A 17,148-nucleotide genomic window follows, 5' to 3' on the forward strand; every position below is an offset into this window, starting at 1 on the left:
ACGCGGTGGAGACGGGGCGCGGTGCGTTCGTGATCGCGGTGGAGAAAGGGGCTGAGCCGGCCCCCGGCCCCCGGTCCCCCGCCTCTGGTCGCGGTCCCCGGTCCCGACCCCGGCGAGGGCTCGGCCGCTCTCGAATGTCGGTGCCCCTCCGTAGTGTTCTTCTCATCGGGCAGCACCACCGGAATCGGACCGCTGCCAGCGCATTCATCCACGAGAGGGGGCACGGCAATGGGAGACCTGCACGAGCACATCACCTTCGAGAGCCAGCAGGCTGCGCTCTTCTCAGCCGGGCCCGGCGGCCGCTGCGATTCCGCGCCTACTGCCCGCCCCGCAGCGGCCGCATCTTCGGACGCTCCGTCCGCTGCGCCGCTCCCCGGGCCCCCGGCCGCCCATGCCCCTCACCCCTTTCGTCGGCTGACGGCCCCGCGGCCGATCACCCCCGATTCCCTCGCCCGCAGGGTCGAGCCCTGCCCCTCCCCTGCCCTCGATGCGCACGCCCAGGCGATCTGGGAGGAGATCGCCGAGGAGTCGCGCGCCCTCGCCCGGCGCTTCGAGCTGTATGCGATGTCCTGGCTCGAGCGGGATCACCCCGAATGCGAGGCGACCGAGGAGGAGATCGAGGCGGAGGACATGCTGATCGCCGTCGCCTCGCGCTGCACGATCCACCAGGCTCGCGCGCGGGTCCGCTCGGCGCATCGCGCGCGCCACCTGCTTCCCTCGTGCTTCACGCGCCTCGCCGGCGGGGAGTTCCCTGCCGCGTGGTTCCAGGACATGCTGCGCCGCACCACCGATCTCAGCGCGAAAGAGCTCGCCTGGATCGACGTGACCGTGTCGACCTGGGATCTGCGTGTCGAGCAGAAGCGGTTCACCAAGGCGCTGGCGCACCTCATCGCCCAGGTGCTCGTGGAGCGCGAGACCCCGCCGCACCTCGATCCCGAGAATCGGCGCCGCATCCGCATGCTGCCCGGCGAGGGCGACGGCGTGGGGCGTCTGCTCATCACCGGCCCGCAGCCGGAGATCGCCTCCTTCGCCTCCCGTCTCGACGCCACAGCGCGCGCCGTGCAGGATGCCCAGCGCCGGGTGATCGCCGAAGGGCGCGAGGCCCCGGCCGATCTCGACGGCATCGTCACCGCGACCGGCTCCGTCTCGAGCCTGCGCGAGCTGCAGTACGGGGCGCTGCTGTCCGCCCACCTCGAGACCGACGGGGTCGAGGTGCCGAAGGATGCGTACCGCCTCAGCGTCACCGTGCCGGTGCTGTCGCTGCTGGGCGTCTCGAACGCTCCTGCGACGCTCGACGGCATCGAGCCGATCCCCGCCGACATGGCCCGCAGGATCGCCGCGCAGAGCTCGACCTGGTTCCGAGTGCTCACCGATCCGAGCACTGGCGCGTTCCTGCCGTGCCCGGCCGCCCAGTACCGGCCCACCGCCGCGATGCGCGAGCATCTGCGCCTGCGGAACCCGCAGTGCGCGGCCCCCGGCTGCACGCGCTCCATCATCCGGGCGTCCGAATGCGACCACATCGAGGAGTTCGACCATCGCGATCCTCTCCACGGAGGGCCGACGAGCATCGAGAACCTCCACCACCTGTGCCGCCAGCATCACGATCTGAAGACCGACGGGTGGATCGATCCGGCGCGGGAGGACTTCCCAGGGACCGCGCCGCCCTCGGCCCTCGGAGCAGCCGCCCCGCCGACCACCTCACCCCCACCAGGTCGGGAGCCGGAGCTCATCGACTGGATCGCCCCGCGCGCTGGGACCTTCCCGCCTGGCAGCGACGGGACGCGCTGGAGCCTGCGCGGCCGCCTGGGCGTCTTCCTCGAGGACGACCGCGACATCATGACACCCGAGACCGTCGCCGATCTCGAGCAGTCGTGGAAGGATTTCGAGGCGGCGCAGGAGGCTCATCGAGCACAGCACCGCGGCCGCGTGCCGCTCGACATCGGCGACCCGCCGTTCTGATCCGAACTGACGCCCACTACAGGGAGAAACCATGCAGATCGCCGGCTCATACCTCGTGCTGGACGCCTCCGACATCCGCTGCGAGGCCGACTTCTGGGCCTCCGTCCTGGACGGCACGGCGACCACCGATGTGCCAGCGGGCGATGACGAGCGCTGGATCGAGATCGTCGTCCATGGCCGCACCGTTCTCGCCGTCCAGCACGCGCCCGACCACATCGCTCCGACGTGGCCCCTCACCGACCCGACCGCCCAGCACAGCATGCAGATGCACCCGGATCTCTACGTCCCCCGCCGCGCTGTCGCCTCCGCGTGCGAGGAGGCGATCCGGACAGGCGCGACTCTCGTGCAGGAGGCGGAGAGTCTCGATGCCCGCAGAGGCTTCGTCGTGCTGGCCGACCCGGCTGGGCACTCGTTCTGCATCTGCTGGGACGAGGACCGCGAGTCCTAGGGAGCTTCGGACTCGAGCATCCCGGACGAACCACCATGCCCTCTGCAAGTTCTTGCGGGTTTTGCCCAGGGAGCTTGCAGTGCGGGCTAGGCCCGCCTAGAGTTGGATCTCATATCTACACCGCGCCCCGTCGACGACGACCCGCGCGCCCCCTCCCCTACCGGGACCACGCCAGACATCGGAGTCGACATGGCACACCTCGCCCCCCTTCCGCGCCGCAGCACCGTGGCGCGCCGCGCCATCGCTGCCGCGAGCGCCGCTCTCGTCGGTGCTGCGGGCCTCCTCAGCGCTGCCCCGCTCGCGAGCGCCCTCGGCCCCGGCTCCGTCGTGCTCGCCGGCTCCCTGCAGAGCGAGCTGGGCTGCGACATCGACTGGAGCACCGACTGCGCCGCGACCGAGCTCAAGGCCACGGGCACCGAGGGGATCTATGCCGCGACCTTCACCGTCCCCGCCGGCCAGCACGAGGTGAAGGCAGTCGTCGGCGGCAGCTGGGACACCGCCTACGGCATCGATGGGGGCGCCGACAACATCCCTCTCTCCCTCGCCGGGCCCGCGCAGGTGGCGTTCCAGTTCGACGCCTCCTCGCACCGGCTCTCGATCGCCCTCCCAGAGCAGGCCGATACGGGCGGCTACACCGCCGCCGACGACGCCCTCGCCACGGCGCCCTTCCGCCATCCCGGGGGCGGGGAGAACTTCTACTTCGTGCTCACCGACCGCTTCGCCGACGGCGATCCGGCCAACAACACGGGCGGTCTGAGCGGGGACCGCATGAGCACGGGCTTCGATCCGGCCGACAAGGGCTTCTACCAGGGCGGTGACATCGCCGGGATCCGGCAGAACCTCGACTACATCGAGGGCCTCGGCACCACGGCCATCTGGCTCACCCCCAGCTTCACCAACAACCCCGTCCAGGGCGAGGGCGCGAACGCCTCCGCGGGATACCACGGCTACTGGGTCACGGACTTCACCACGATCGATCCCCATCTCGGCACCAACGAGGAGCTGAAGGCGCTGATCGACGACGCCCATGCCCGCGGGATCGACGTCTATTTCGACATCATCGTCAACCACACCGCCGACCTCATCGACTACGAGGAGGGCCAGTACTCCTACATCGACCAGAAGACGTCCCCGTACCGCGATGCCGCGGGGAATCCGGTGGATGTCAGCGCTCTCGCCGGCTCCCCCGCCTTCCCGGCGATGGATCCGGAGATCTCCTTCCCCTACACGCCGGTGCGCTCCCCGGAGAACGCGGTCATGGTGCCCCAGGCCCTGAACGACGTCACGATGTACCACAATCGCGGCAACTCGACCTGGCAGGGCGAGTCCGTGACCTTCGGCGATTTCGATGGCCTGGACGACCTCATGACGGAGGACCCGCGGGTCCTCGCGACCATGGAGGACATCTACACCACGTGGATGGACTTCGGGATCGACGGCTACCGGATCGACACCGTCAAGCACGTCGACTTCGACTTCTGGAAGGACTTCACCGCGACGGTGAAGCAGCATCAGGCCTCGACCCCCGCCGGGGAGGAGTTCTTCACCTTCGGCGAGGTCTACGACGCCGACGCCGCGAAGCTCTCCCCGTATGTGCGGGACACCGACATGAGCTCCGTGCTCGACTTCGCCTTCCAGTCCTCCGCGCTGAACTTCGCGAAGGGCTATACGACCGCGGGCATGCACGGCCTCTACGACGCGGACGACTACTACACGACGCCGGATTCCTCGGCTGCGGATCTGCCCACGTTCCTCGGCAACCACGACATGGGGCGCATCGGCAATCTGCTGGGCTCCTCCGACCGCCGCCCCGAGCGCGACGCCCTGGCCCACGCGACCATGTTCCTCACGCGCGGCCAGCCGGTCGTCTACTACGGCGACGAGCAGGGCTTCGTCGGCGACGGCGCCGACAAGGACGCCCGCCAGTCCCTCTTCCCGAGCCAGGTCCCCTCCTATCTCGATGACGTCCTGGTCGACGGCACTCCGTACGGCTCCGGCAGCCACTACGGGACCGACGGGGCGCTCTACCAGGAGATCGCCGAGCTCTCGGCCCTGCGTTCGTCCTCTCCCGCGCTCGCCACGGGCGCGCAGATCGAGTTGCACGCGGACTCCGGCGCCGGGGTCTACGCGTTCTCGCGAGTGGACCGCACGGAGAAGATCGAGCACGTGGTCGCGCTCAACAACGCAACCTCCCCGCGCACCGTCACGCTCACCACGCTGACGCCGGGCGCTACCTACACCGGTCTCTACGGCACCGAGGAGTCCCTCACCGCCGACGGCTCCGGGCAGCTCACCCTCACGGTCCCCGCGCTGTCGGCCGTCGTGCTGAAGGCGGGCACGACCGTGGCCGCGGCCGGTCCCGAGCAGTCGATCTCCCTGGACCTCGCCCCGGGCTCGGCGCTCGAGGGCCTCGCGCCCATCAGCGCGAGCGTGAGTGCCGATCGCTGGGCGGAGACGTCGTTCTCCTACCGCCTCGCCGGGCAGAGCGCCTGGACGAGCCTCGGCACCGCCGAGGATGACACCCCTCGCGTGTTCCACGACGTGCGCGCACTCCCCCGCGGCACGGTCGTCGAGTACCGCGCGGTCTCCACCGATGCCTCCGGCGCGCGCGTCGCGGCGTCCAGCACCGGCGTGGTCGGGGTCGATCTCGGCACCGAGGCGCCTACCCCGGGCGAGGGCGAGGTGGGGCCCGAGGACGTCACCGTCCCCGGCAGCCACAACGCGGCCATGGGCTGCGCCGGCGATTGGATGCCGGCCTGCAGCCAGGCGCGGCTGACCCTGGACGAGGCCAGCGGCCTGTACACCGCGACGTTCGACCTCCCCGCCGGGGACTTCGAGTACAAGGCCGCTGTCGGCGGCACCTGGGACGAGAGCTACGGTGCGGGCGGCGTGCCCGGCGGCGACAACATCCGCTACACCCATGCCGGGGGCCCGATCACCTTCTGGTACGACCCCGCCACCCACGTCGTCCAGAACTCGGCGCAGGGCCCGATCATCACCCTGCCCGGCTCCTTCGACGCGGCGCTCGGCTGCGCGGGCGACTGGGCCCCGGACTGCATGCGCACCTGGATGACCGACGGCGACGGCGACGGCGTCTACGAGTTCTCCACCACTAAGATCCCCGCTGGGGCGCACGAGGTCAAGGTCGCCCATGGGCGCTCCTGGGACGAGAACTACGGCCAGGACGGCGCACCGGGCGGTGCGAACTACACCTTCACCACTGCAGCGAACAATAAGGTCACGTTCCGCTACACCCTCGCCACGCACACCCTCGAGATCCTCGTGGAGGACCCGCCTGTGACCGGTTCCGGTCAGTCCCTCGCACACTTCGTGGATCGCTCGACCATCGCATGGCCTGCGAATCTCACTGCCGCAGGCAGCACCTATGCGCTGTGGTCGGCCCCGACCGGAGGCATTGCTCTGGCCGACGGCGCCGTCACCGGCGGCACGCAGCTGGGCACCCTGTCGGTGGCCTCCGGCGGGCTCACCGACGCTCAGCTCGAGAACCGCGGGCACCTCCGCGGCCTCACCGCACTCCACCTCGCCGGTGTGAGCGACGCCCAGCTCGAGGAAGCTCTCACCGGCCAGCTCGTGGTGGTCTCCACCGCGGCCGACGGCACGGTCACCGCGCTGACCGGGGTGCAGATCCCCGGTGTGCTCGACGACCTGTACGCCGAGGACGCCGCCGGGCAGAGCCTCGGGGCGACCTTCGCCAACGGCGCGCCGACCCTGCGCCTGTGGGCGCCGACGGCGAAGAGCGTGCAGCTCGAGCTGTTCGATCCGGCCGATCCCGCCGCCGCCCCCCAGCGCATCGCCATGGCGCGGGGCGCAGGCGGAGTCTGGACCGTCGCAGGCGACGCCTCCTGGGAGGATCGCGAGTACCTCTTCGACGTCGAGGTGTTCGTGCCGCCCACGGGCGCCGTCGAGCACAACGAGGTGACGGACCCGTACTCCGTCGGCCTCACCGTGAACTCCACCCGTTCGATCCTCACGGATCTCAGCGATCCGCGCTGGAGCGACGAGACGTGGGCGAAGACCCCCGCTCCCCGCTCCGAGCAGTTCGCCGACCAGAGCATCTACGAGCTGCACGTGCGGGACTTCTCCGCCGGCGACAAGACCGTCCCGGCCGATGAGCGCGGCACCTACGCGGCGTTCGGCGCAGAGGGCTCCGACGGCACCGCTCGGCTCAAGGAGCTCGCCGCGGCGGGAATCACCACGGTGCACCTCCTGCCGACGTTCGACATCGCCACGATCGAGGAGGACCGCGCAGCGCAGCTGCAGCCTCAGATCCCCGCAGATGCCGGGCCCGCCTCCCCGCTCCAGCAGGCGGCCGTCAAGGCCGTCGCCGCGAAGGACGCCTACAACTGGGGCTACGACCCGTTCCACTACATGGCACCGGAGGGCTCCTATGCGCGTGACGGCCACCAGGTGGGCGGGGAGCGCACGAAGGAGTACCGCGGGATGGTCGGCGACCTTCACGCCATGGGTCTCCAGGTCGTGCTCGATCAGGTCTACAACCACACCGCCGCCTCGGGCCAGGACCCGAAGTCGGTCCTGGACCAGGTCGTTCCCGGCTACTACCAGCGGCTGAGCCTCACGGGAGCCGTGGAGACCTCCACCTGCTGCTCCAACATCGCCACCGAGCACGCCATGAGCCAGAAGCTCATGGTCGACTCGACGGTGCTGTGGGCGAAGGCCTACAAGGTCGACGGCTTCCGCTTCGACCTCATGGGCCACCATTCGCGCGAGAACATGGAAGCCGTGCGCGACGCTCTCGACGAGCTGACCCTCGAGAAGGATGGCGTGGACGGGAAGTCCATGTACCTCTACGGCGAGGGCTGGGACTTCGGCGAGGTCGCAGGCGACGCCCGGTTCGAGCAGGCGACGCAGGGCCAGCTGAACGGCACCTCCATCGGCGCGTTCAACGACCGGCTCCGCGACGGCGTGCACGGCGGCTCGCCGTTCGACACCGACAAGCGCACCCACCAGGGCTTCGGGAACGGGCTCTACACCGACCCGAACTCCGCTGCCGTCGGCACGCCCGAGGAGCAGCGCGCCGATCTCCTGCACCGCACGGATCTGATCCGCGTGGGTCTCACCGGCAGCCTCGCCGATTACGAGCTCACGGACTCCCACGGGAAGCTCGTGCGGGCCTCGCAGATCGACTACAACGGCGCTCCTGCCGGGTACACCAGTCGGCCGGAGGAGGCGGTGAACTACGTCGACGCCCACGACAACGAGACGCTGTGGGACATGAACGTGTGGAAGATGCCCCAGGACTCGACCATGGAGTCCCGGGTCCGCATGAACACGCTGTCCCTGGCCACCGTGGCTCTCGGCCAGTCGCCCTCCTTCTGGGCTTCCGGCACGGATCTGCTGCGCTCGAAGTCGCTGGATCGCGATTCCTACGACTCGGGCGATCACTTCAATGCGATCGACTGGACCGGTCAGGACAACGGCTTCGGCCGCGGCCTGCCGCCCGAGGGCAAGAACAAGGAGGCCTGGCCTCTCATGGGCCCGATGCTGGAGAACGAGGCGCTCTACCCGGCGCCCGCTGACATCTCCGCCTCGGCCGATGCCACGCTGGATCTGCTGCGCCTGCGCCGCTCCTCGCAGCTGTTCACTCTCGGCGATGCGGATGCCATCCGCGAGAAGGTCTCTTTCCCCAATGCCGGCCCGGATGCCACCCCCGGCGTGCTCGTGATGCGCATCGACGACACCAAGGGCACGGATGCCGATCCCCTGCTGGACGGCGTCGTGGTCGTCTTCAACGCGTCCGACGAGGACCTCACCGAGACGATCGACGCAATGGCGGGCACGTCGTATGCGCTCTCCGACGTGCAGGCTGCAGGCAGCGACCAGGTGGTGAAGCGGTCCTCGTGGGATGCCGCGACCGGTACCGCCACGGTCCCCGCCCGCACGGTGGCAGTCTTCGTCGCGAAGCAGGATTCTGCCCCGTTCGAGTGCGCGTTCACGGATGTGCCCGCGTCGCTGCAGTTCCACGACGACATCTGCTGGGCGGCGGAGCAGGGCTACGTGACGGGCTGGGCCGACGGCTCCTACCGTCCCGTCTCCCCGGTGAACCGCGATGCGATGGCCGCGTTCCTGTACCGCATGGCTGGATCGCCTGCGGTGGACACTTCCGGGGCGTCGCCGTTCACGGACATCAAGGCCGGGGACGAGCACTATGCCGCGGTGCTGTGGGCCTACCAGGAGGGCATCACCACGGGCTGGGTGAAGGCCGACGGGACTCGGGAGTTCCGTCCGGTGACGCCGATCGATCGTGATGCGATGGCCGCGTTCGTGTACCGGTACGCGGGGGAGCCTGCGGCGTCGGCGCCGGCGGCGGGTCCGTTCTCGGATGTTCCGGCGGGTCTGCAGTACGCGAAGGAGATCGCGTGGCTGAAGGCGCAAGGCATCACGACGGGCTTCCCGGATGGTTCGTACCGTCCGTGGGGTCCGATGAACCGTGATGCGATGGCTGCGTTCATGCATCGCATGGACACGGCAGGCATCGACTTCGTCGACAACTGATCGCCTTCTGCGCGAGCGACCGGAGGGCCCGCCTGCTGCCGCGGCAGCAGGCGGGCCCTCCGCCGTCCCCAGCGACCCGTGCGTCACGGCCAGGGCCCTGGGCCGGGGGGTTCAAAGGTCCGCCAGGTACCGTGAAGGCATCCGAACCTTCCCCCTGAGGAGCACCATGTCCAGTCCGTACCGCCCTGAGAACGAGCCCGAGCTGCTTCCGGAGGCCGCGTCCGCCCCGTCGACCGTGCACCCCGGCGCTCCGCGCCTCGACGACGCGCAGTCCCCCACCGCCGATCTCGCAGCGAACCCCACGCGCCGCGCCGAGCTCGATGCACGCGACGAGCGCGCAGGAGACCGCGAACGCGACCGCGACCTCCGGTACCGCCGCGAGGAGAGCCGCCCGGCACCGAGCGAGCGCCGCGATCCAGACCCCGACCGGCGCGAGCGGGCCCGTGATCTCGACAGCCGCACGAGCCCCCAGGATCGCGATCGCCGCCGCTGGGAGGAGGACCGCGACGCGCGCCAGCGCAGCAGCTCCCCCACCACGCCGCGCACCGCCGGCTCCCACGACGCCCCCGCGACCGAGGTGAAGCTGACGCGCCGCCTGCAGATGCTGACCGTCGTGGTCGGGTTCCTGTTCTTCCTCGCTCTGCTCATCGAGCTGCTGCTGATGGCGATGGGCACGGAGCACGGCACCCTCACAGCCGACGGCACCAGCACGGGAGCGACCGGCTGGGCGGAAACCCTGCGCGTGATCGCCCTCGGCGGCGTGCTGATCCTCGCCCCGCTGACGATGCTCTTCGCCGGCTCCTGCCTCGGCCGCTACCGGGCGCTCGCGAAGCTCGCTGCGATCCTGCTCTTCCTGGGTGCGGCAGTCCGCATGGGCTGGACGTTCCTGCTGGAGGCCGCAGAGCGCACCGGCGTGCTGAGCAGCGGCACGCTCCTGGGCAACCAGGTCCTGGAGACCACCGGCCCGGCCCTCGCCCAGGGCGACCTGCGCCTCGCGGCGTGGGGTGTTCTCGTCGGCTCGCTGGTCGCGACCCTGATCGGACTGCTGGGTCTGATCGCGATCCGTCCGAAGGCGCCGCGCGTGCGCTGACCCGGCACCGCGCCCCATGTCGGGTGCGTCGCATGCAGCAGGCCCCGAGCGGGATCTCCGCTCGGGGCCTGCTGCTGTCCGGAAACGGGTCAGCTGCCCGTGCCGCGGCCCGTTCTGCTGCCCCCGGCCTTGCGCGAGTTCGCGCCGTCAGCGGGTCCTCCGCGCGAGGCGGCATAGACATCCCGGGCGATGGTCCCGCCCTCGCGAGCGACCTTCAGCGCCGTGCGGCCCGCATCGGTCTGCATCAGATCGCGGAGGGTGCGCGCATGCTCGAGATAGGTCGCACCCCGTCCCGCCGCCGCGGCAGCCCGCTGCGCGAACGAGCGCGGATCCTCCGCTTCCTCATCGCCCGCAGCGCCGGCAGCCCCTGCGGCGGCACGCTCCTCGCCATCCGCACCGCCCGCGGGGCCGCCCTGCGCGAACAGGTCGGCGTCGGGATCCGCGGCCGCAGCGCGAGCGGGCGACTCCCCCGGCTCGTCCGCTCCATTCCGCCCCCGCGCATGCACCCGCACCTGCTCCTGCTGCGCTGCACGCAGCGCCTGCGGGATCGTCACCACCCGCTGCAGCGTCTGGGCGATGATCTCCCGCGCCCGAAGCTCCGCGCGGTTCCAGCGCCCGGCATCTGTGCCGGTATCGGTCTCGGCATCGGACTGCTCCAGCGGGCCGAACTCGAGGTCTGATCCGAAGAGGTCCCATCCCCGCGACAGCAGGAACGAGACCAGCTCTCCGGCCGCCTCCAACGTGATGCCGTACTCGTCCCGCGCAGAGGGGGAGTCGAGCTGCGAGCGTGCAGAGGCGCCCCCTCCGGCGATCTCGCGGAGCGACGGCGCTGCCGCCGCCGTCAGCACGAACGCCTGGTAGGAGGGCAGGGAGGGGATGTCGGCGACCAGGAGGTCGCGTCGGCCCCACGCGGGAGGAAGGTCCACCAGCGCGTCGACCAGGTCCAGTCCCTCCCGGGCGAACTCGTGCTCCGCGGCGCGGCGCAGCACCAGCTCGCAGGCGCCGACCACGTCGCGCGGCTCGAGCCGGGCGGGCAGCGAGGGGATCACGCTGCGCAGATCCGCGATCAGGCGCAGATCCTGCGGGCTGAGCCTGCCCGGAGCACGCCGAGCAGGGAGGGCGCGCAGAGCTCCTCCCAGCTGCGAGATGCGCTGGCGCGGGCTGCGCCGTGCGCTCAGTTGCGGTCGTGTCGTGTCCATGGGGATCCTCCTTCGATGCTGCCGGGGAGACTACGCGCCCGGTCTGACGGTCGACGGGTGGCGGCGACGGCCCTCCGCCCCGAATCCGCCGCCCCGTTCACACTCGGGCATCCTCCCCTTGGCGCGGCGCACGCCCAGGCGTAGGGTCGGGAGCACCACCCCTTCACTCGCCACACCTGCGGGCATCTGCTCGTCGTCGGCGTCTGACATGAGCGATCGGATCCGATCCATGTCGTCCCTCCTCTGGCTCCTCCCCCTCGCAGTCGTCGCCTTCGCCATGTGGCTGTTCATGACCGGGCTGCATGACATGCATCTGGCGCGCTCCGCCGCCCGTCTCCATCGCGCCGCCGCGCTCATCGTCCCTACCGGCCCCCTGGCCGCGGTGCTGGCGCCGGCCGGCTCCGCCGCTGATGCGCTCGCCTCCGCCGGGACCCCGCCCGCTGCCGACGCCGCCGACGCTCCCGGCGCCGCGCCTCGACTGATCGCGCTCCCCATGCACCTCCAGGACGCGATCGACGTCGCCCGGGATCGCATGATCGCGGGCGGCGGGATCTTCCTCGCCTTCGGCATCATCGCCGCGCTCGTGAGCCCCCTGGGCCGCGGCCTCCTGATCTGACGGGCCGGTCAGCTCAGCAGCAGCATGATCGCCGCGGCCACCATCGTCGCCGCCACGACCGCATCGAGGATCCGCCAGGACAGCGGACTGCCCAGGTACCGGCCGAGCACGCGCGCCCCGAAGCCGAGAGCGCTGAACCACAGCAGGCTCGCGCACATCGCTCCAGCGGCGAACCACCACCGCTGCTCCCCGTGGCTCGAGGCGATCGAGCCCAGCAGCAGCACGGTATCGAGGTAGACGTGCGGGTTCAGCCAGGTCAGTGCGAGGGCGGTGCCGATGACCGCAGCGAGCCCGCGAGCAGCTGGAGCGGTCTCGACCTCGAGGGCCTCGCCCGTCGGCCGCAGCGCCCGCCGGGCCGCCATGGCGGCATAGACCAGCAGGAATGCGATCCCGGCCCAGCGCGCGACCTCCACGAGCCACGGCACCGCGCGGATCACCGCGCCGAGCCCGCCCACTCCTGCGGCGATGAGCACCGCGTCGGACAGCGCGCAGATCGTCACCACCGCGAGCACATGCTCCCGGCGCAGCCCCTGGCGCAGCACGAACACGTTCTGCGCGCCGATGGCGACGATCAGGGAGAGGCCCGTGAGAAGGCCGTGGAGAGCTGCGGTCATGGGAGGAACCCTAGGTCAGAGCGCCTTCAGAGCGCTGAGGCGCCCACGAGTTCCCCCACGCTCGCCCCGGTGAGGGCCGCTTCGCGCACGGCAGCGATCCCCCGCACCGCCGCACCGCGCGCCACCCCCTCCCTCCCCAGCGGCGATGCGACCAGGCGCGGCGGCGCCGCATGCAGGAGCGAGGCCAGGAGCGGGCGCGCCTGATCCAGCACGCCGTCGATCGCGGCCGCCGGGGCCCCCGCGATGACGACGGTCTCCACGTCCAGGAGACCGGCGAGCACTGCCACGATCCGTGCGAGCCGCTGCGCCATCCGCGACAGCAGCTCCCCGGCATAGGGATCCCCCTCCTGCGCAGCGAGGAGGACCGTCTCCCCGTCGGCGTGCTTCTGGGCGAGGCGCGCCAGGGGGCTGGCAAGCGGGACGACGCCCGCAGCCTGGTCCTGCTCGAGCCAGCGCCTCGCCAGGGCGCCCAGCCCGTACGCCTCCCCCACGCCGCTCACGAGCTCCATGACCGCGAGCTCTCCGGCGCGACCGTGCCTGCCGCGCACGACCTGCCCGTCGATGAGGAGGCCCGAGCCGAAGCGCTCGCCGGTCAGGAGCGTGGCGCTCGAGGCGCTGCCCTGGGCCGCGCCGACGGTCCCTTCAGCGAGCGCGGCGAGGTTCGCGTCGTTGTCGACGATCACCTGCCCCGGGGCCGACAGGAGATCGATCAGACCGGGGTTCACCAGCTCCCACAGGGCATTGGGCTCGCGCGGAGAGCGTCCCTGCGGATCGCAGGGAGCGGGAACGCCGATGACAGTCGCGAGCACCGGCGCGTGCGGGGCCGGCCCGGCCGCCTGCACCCTGGCGATGAGCTGCTCGATCAGCGCACGGCGGCCGGCGAGGTCCGGAGCGCCGGGATCGGCGAGGGCTGCGGGCACATCGCGGCGCTCAGAGGCGAGGACCGCGCCGGCGAGGTCGGTGAGCACCGCACCGACGTGGTCCTTGCCGGCGTCCACCCCGATCACCAGACCCGTGTCGGAGCGGAATGCGAACCGCAGCGACGGCCGGCCGGCGCGGTACGCCGTGCCGGCCTCCCTCGCGTTCGGCAGCTGCGCGAGCCAGCCGGCCTCCACCAGGGCGGTGCACTGGGCGATGGCGGCAGAGCGGGCGAGACCGGTCGCCGAGACCGCGTCGGCTGTGAGGAAGGCACCGGCCCCCCAGGCGAATTCGAGCACGGCGCGGGGGCGCGCGCCCTGCCCTCGGGCAGACCCCGGCTCGAACGCCGTGCGCGACTTCTGCGTCGTCCCCATGCACCCCTCAGCTCTGCGAGATCCCTCCGTCGGACCTCTTGACCACAGTGAACCACGCCACTAGATTCGGTGACTGAATCTACTCCTGTCCTCGGCTCCCGCCGCATCGCCGCGAGCGCGACCCTCCCCGGCTCGCCCGCCGAGCCCGACCTCCCGGAGATGACCGTGACCCCATCCCGTACCGCCCCTGATCCGCTGGGCAGAGCGCGGCTCGCACGCCGCTCCCTCTTCGCCGGCGGCGCGGTGCTCGGCACGGCAGCCCTCGCCGGCTGCTCGAGCTCGAGCGGCACCACCCTGTTCTTCCACGAGACGAAGTCCGAGGCGTTCCCCTTCTTCACCCAGGCGATCGCGGATTTCAATGCGCAGGCTGACGGCATCACCGTCGTGCACAACAAGACCGGCAGCCTCTCGGCCGCCTTCGTGCGCTCCAGCCCGCCCGACGTCGGCTGCCTGAACTACAACCTGGAGATGGCGCGCTTCATGGAGCGCGGAGCGCTCATCGACCTCGCCGACATGGAGGAGACGAAGCGGATCCGACCGGATGTGCAGGATCTGGTGGACGAGTACCCCGGCTTCGAGGACCGCGTGAGCGTGATCCCGTACTCGATCATGGCCGCCTCCACGATCTACAACCGCACCCTCTTCCAGGAGCACGGGCTCGAGGTCCCTACCACGTGGGACGAGCTCCTCGCGGTCTGCGAGGCGTTCCGCTCCGCCGGCGTCACCCCGTTCTACGCAACCCTCGCCGATCCGTGGACCGTCGCCCAGGGCTGGTTCGACTACGCGGTCGGCGGCATGGTCGACGTCGCGGAGTTCTTCCGGGCGATGAACGAGGCCGGCCCCGACGTCACCCCGGACTCCGAGGTGTCGTTCTCGGCGGTCATGCGCGAGCCGGTCGAGAAGATGATGCAGCTCCTCGAGTACATCAATCCCGACGCGGCCAGCCGCGGCTACGGCGACGGCAACACGGCGATGGCTGGCGGCGCGGGTGCGATGTACCTGCAGGGTCCGTGGGCCTTCGGCGAGATCGACAAGGTCGGCGTCCCGACCGACATGGGCACCTTCCCCCTCCCGATGACCGAGAACCCGGACGACCGCAAAGTGCGCGTGAACACGGATCTCGCCCTGTGGATCCCGGAGGCCTCCGGTCACCACGAGGAGTCCAAGGCGCTCGTGCGCTACCTCATGCAGCCGGACGTCCAGCACCCCTACAACAAGGAGCAGCTGGGCTTCTCGACCACGACCGATGCGCCTCCCGCGGAGGATCCTCGGATCGCGGAGATGCAGACCTACTACGACGAGGGCCGCTTCTACCAGGGCCCCTCCAAGTTCATCCCGCTGATGATCCCGGCGGAGAACTACTTCCAGGCGATCGCCACGGGCGCCGACATCGGCGCGACGCTCGCGCAGCTCGACAACGACTGGGCCAGGCTGGCATTCCGCCAGTGACGCGACCCGCGAGACGAAAGGCCCTCCCATGAGCACCACCACCCCGGCGCGCGCCGCGAGCGCGGCGAGCGCGCCCGTGCGCCAGCGCAAGCGGCGCGTCGACCCCATGTTCTACGTCTTCCTCATCCCCACCCTCGTGCTGTTCTCGCTGTCGATCACGCTGCCCGCGCTGCTGGGCATCTTCTACAGCTTCACGAACTCCATCGGGTTCGGGGAGTGGGACTTCATCGGCGTGCGCAACTACATCTCCGCATTCCGCGATCCCTCGGTGCTGTCGGCCTACGGCTTCACCATCATGTTCGCCCTGGTCACGACCATCGTCGTGAACGTCCTCGCGTTCCTGATCGCACTCGGCCTGACCGCGAACATCCGCTTCAGGACGGCCCTGCGCGCGATCTACGTGATCCCGATGGTCATCTCGGGCATCATCATCGCGTTCGTGTTCCAGTTCCTGTTCTCGAACTCGGTGCCCGCCTTCGGCGCGTGGATCGGATCGGACGTCCTCTCCGAGAGCCTGCTGGCGAACCCGACCTGGGCGTGGGTGACGATCGTGATCGTGACGGCCTGGCAGTCGATCCCCGGCACCATGCTGATCTACATCGCCGGCATCCTGTCGATCCCCGGCGAGGTCTACGAGGCCAGCTCGATCGACGGCGCGAACCCGACCCAGCAGCTCTTCCGCATCACGCTCCCGCTGGTCGCCGGGTACGTCCTGATCAACACGATCATCTCGTTCAAGAACTTCCTGAACACCTACGACATCATCGTGGGCCTCACCGACGGCGGTCCGGGCACGGCCACCCGCTCGGTCGCGATGACGATCTTCCGCGGCTTCGAGGGCGGCGACTACGCCTACCAGATGGCCAACGCCACGATCTTCTTCGTCATCGCCATCGTGCTCGCACTCCTGCAGCTGCGCCTGAGCGGCGGAAAGTCGGGGCTCGCCTCATGACCACCAACGCCAACGCCTCCTCCTCCCAGGCCGCGATCGCCGCGGCCGCGTCCTCCGAGGCCCCTGCCCGCCGGCGCCGTCGGCGCGTCGGCACCGACCGCACGAACTGGCCGGCGACGATCCTGCTGCTCCTCGGGGCCCTGACGATCCTCGCGCCGCTGTACGTGACGGTCGCGATGTCGCTGAAGACGACCGCCCAGGCCGTCGACGGCACCGCGTTCACGCTGCCTAACCCGATCAACCTCGCGAGCTTCGCCGAGGCGTGGGAGATGATCGACTTCACCCGCGGATTCCTGATCTCCACGGCAGTCACCATCGTCACCGTCGCGGGCACGATCATCCTCGCCGCCTGGGCGAGCTACGCGATCGTGCGCAACTGGGATCGCAGGTTCTTCCGCTGGTCGTTCTTCTACCTGCTCGCGGCGATGTTCATCCCGTTCCCGGTGGTCGCCCTCCCCCAGGTGCGCCTGACGGGCATCCTCGGCCTCGACAACCCCGTCGGCGTGGCGATCCTGCACATCATGTTCCAGCTGAGCTTCTCGATCCTGCTGTTCACGGCGTTCCTGCGCTCGCTGCCCGAGGAGCTCGAGGAGAGCGCGCGGCTCGACGGCGCGACCACCTGGCAGGTGTTCTGGAAGCTCGTCTTCCCCCTGCTCGCGCCGATGAGCGCGACGGTCGCGATCTTCGCGTTCCTCGCCTCCTGGAACGACTTCATGATGCCGTCGCTCATCACGGCCGACCCGCGGGACCAGACCCTCCCGGTGCTGCAGTCGATCTTCCAGAACCAGTTCCAGAACAACTACAACGTCGCCTTCGCCTCCTACCTGATGGCGATGGCACCGGCGATCATCGTGTACCTGTTCACCCAGCGCTGGGTGCTGTCCGGCGTGACCCAGGGCGCGATCAAGTAGCCGCTCGAGACTGAGGGCGCCGGCTCGCGCGTGCGCGCCCGGTGCCCTCAGCGCTTCCGAACCCGATCCCGACTCCGAGGAGAC

Annotated in this window: 11 protein-coding genes; 8 read left to right on the forward strand and 3 right to left on the reverse strand. The window is 70.5% G+C overall.

The genetic code is table 11. The features are described 5' to 3' along the window. The first annotated feature begins 228 nt into the window (after positions 1-228). From Bequi_RS02270 to Bequi_RS02285, 4 genes are all read left to right on the forward strand, one after another. Positions 229-1,959, forward strand: coding sequence for an HNH endonuclease signature motif containing protein (locus tag Bequi_RS02270; RefSeq protein WP_249736379.1), 1,731 nt, complete (start codon positions 229-231; stop codon positions 1,957-1,959). Positions 1,960-1,990: 31 nt separating this feature from the next. Next, the gene (locus Bequi_RS02275) at positions 1,991-2,407 is read left to right on the forward strand and encodes a VOC family protein (protein ID WP_249736380.1); all 417 of its coding nucleotides are present in this window, start codon (positions 1,991-1,993) and stop codon (positions 2,405-2,407) included. Positions 2,408-2,596: 189 nt separating this feature from the next. Beyond that, complete coding sequence (gene pulA, locus Bequi_RS02280; RefSeq protein WP_249736381.1) at positions 2,597-8,941, forward strand: pullulanase-type alpha-1,6-glucosidase; 6,345 nt, start codon at positions 2,597-2,599, stop codon at positions 8,939-8,941. A 166-nt stretch (positions 8,942-9,107) separates the two neighbouring features. Beyond that, positions 9,108-10,031 (forward strand): hypothetical protein, encoded by a 924-nt coding sequence (locus Bequi_RS02285; protein ID WP_249736382.1) that lies wholly within the window; start codon positions 9,108-9,110, stop codon positions 10,029-10,031. 89 nt (positions 10,032-10,120) lie between these two features. Here Bequi_RS02285 and Bequi_RS02290 read toward each other — a convergent pair whose 3' ends face one another. After that, on the reverse strand, positions 10,121-11,230 hold the full coding sequence (locus tag Bequi_RS02290; protein WP_249736383.1) for a hypothetical protein: 1,110 nt from the start codon (positions 11,228-11,230) through the stop codon (positions 10,121-10,123). Between the two features lie 229 nt (positions 11,231-11,459). Between Bequi_RS02290 and Bequi_RS02295 the strand changes: the two genes are divergently transcribed. After that, positions 11,460-11,846 carry a hypothetical protein gene (locus Bequi_RS02295; RefSeq protein ID WP_249736384.1) on the forward strand — a complete coding sequence of 129 codons (387 nt, stop codon included), beginning with the start codon at positions 11,460-11,462 and terminating at the stop codon, positions 11,844-11,846. Positions 11,847-11,854: 8 nt separating this feature from the next. Here Bequi_RS02295 and Bequi_RS02300 read toward each other — a convergent pair whose 3' ends face one another. Both Bequi_RS02300 and Bequi_RS02305 read right to left on the reverse strand, forming a co-directional pair. Beyond that, on the reverse strand, positions 11,855-12,460 hold the full coding sequence (locus tag Bequi_RS02300) for a LysE/ArgO family amino acid transporter (protein ID WP_249736385.1): 606 nt from the start codon (positions 12,458-12,460) through the stop codon (positions 11,855-11,857). Positions 12,461-12,486: 26 nt separating this feature from the next. Further along, a complete protein-coding gene (locus tag Bequi_RS02305; protein WP_249736386.1) occupies positions 12,487-13,752 on the reverse strand; it encodes an ROK family protein in 1,266 nt (421 codons plus the stop codon). Between the two features lie 69 nt (positions 13,753-13,821). On the opposite strand from Bequi_RS02305, the gene Bequi_RS02310 reads away from it, so the two are divergent. Genes Bequi_RS02310 through Bequi_RS02320 form a run of 3 tightly spaced genes read left to right on the forward strand, consistent with a single transcriptional unit; the run spans position 13,822 to position 17,064 of the window. Then, positions 13,822-15,201 carry an ABC transporter substrate-binding protein gene (locus tag Bequi_RS02310; RefSeq protein ID WP_249736387.1) on the forward strand — a complete coding sequence of 460 codons (1,380 nt, stop codon included), beginning with the start codon at positions 13,822-13,824 and terminating at the stop codon, positions 15,199-15,201. Positions 15,202-15,229: 28 nt separating this feature from the next. After that, complete coding sequence (locus Bequi_RS02315) at positions 15,230-16,153, forward strand: carbohydrate ABC transporter permease (RefSeq protein WP_249736388.1); 924 nt, start codon at positions 15,230-15,232, stop codon at positions 16,151-16,153. Continuing rightward, positions 16,150-17,064: a carbohydrate ABC transporter permease gene (locus tag Bequi_RS02320; RefSeq protein WP_249736389.1), complete on the forward strand. Its 915-nt coding sequence runs from the start codon at positions 16,150-16,152 to the stop codon at positions 17,062-17,064. The genes Bequi_RS02315 and Bequi_RS02320 overlap by 4 nt, the downstream gene beginning before the upstream one ends. Positions 17,065-17,148 lie beyond the last annotated feature (84 nt).

The sequence above is a fragment of the Brachybacterium equifaecis genome (assembly GCF_023509525.1).
Classification (GTDB): domain Bacteria; phylum Actinomycetota; class Actinomycetes; order Actinomycetales; family Dermabacteraceae; genus Brachybacterium; species Brachybacterium equifaecis.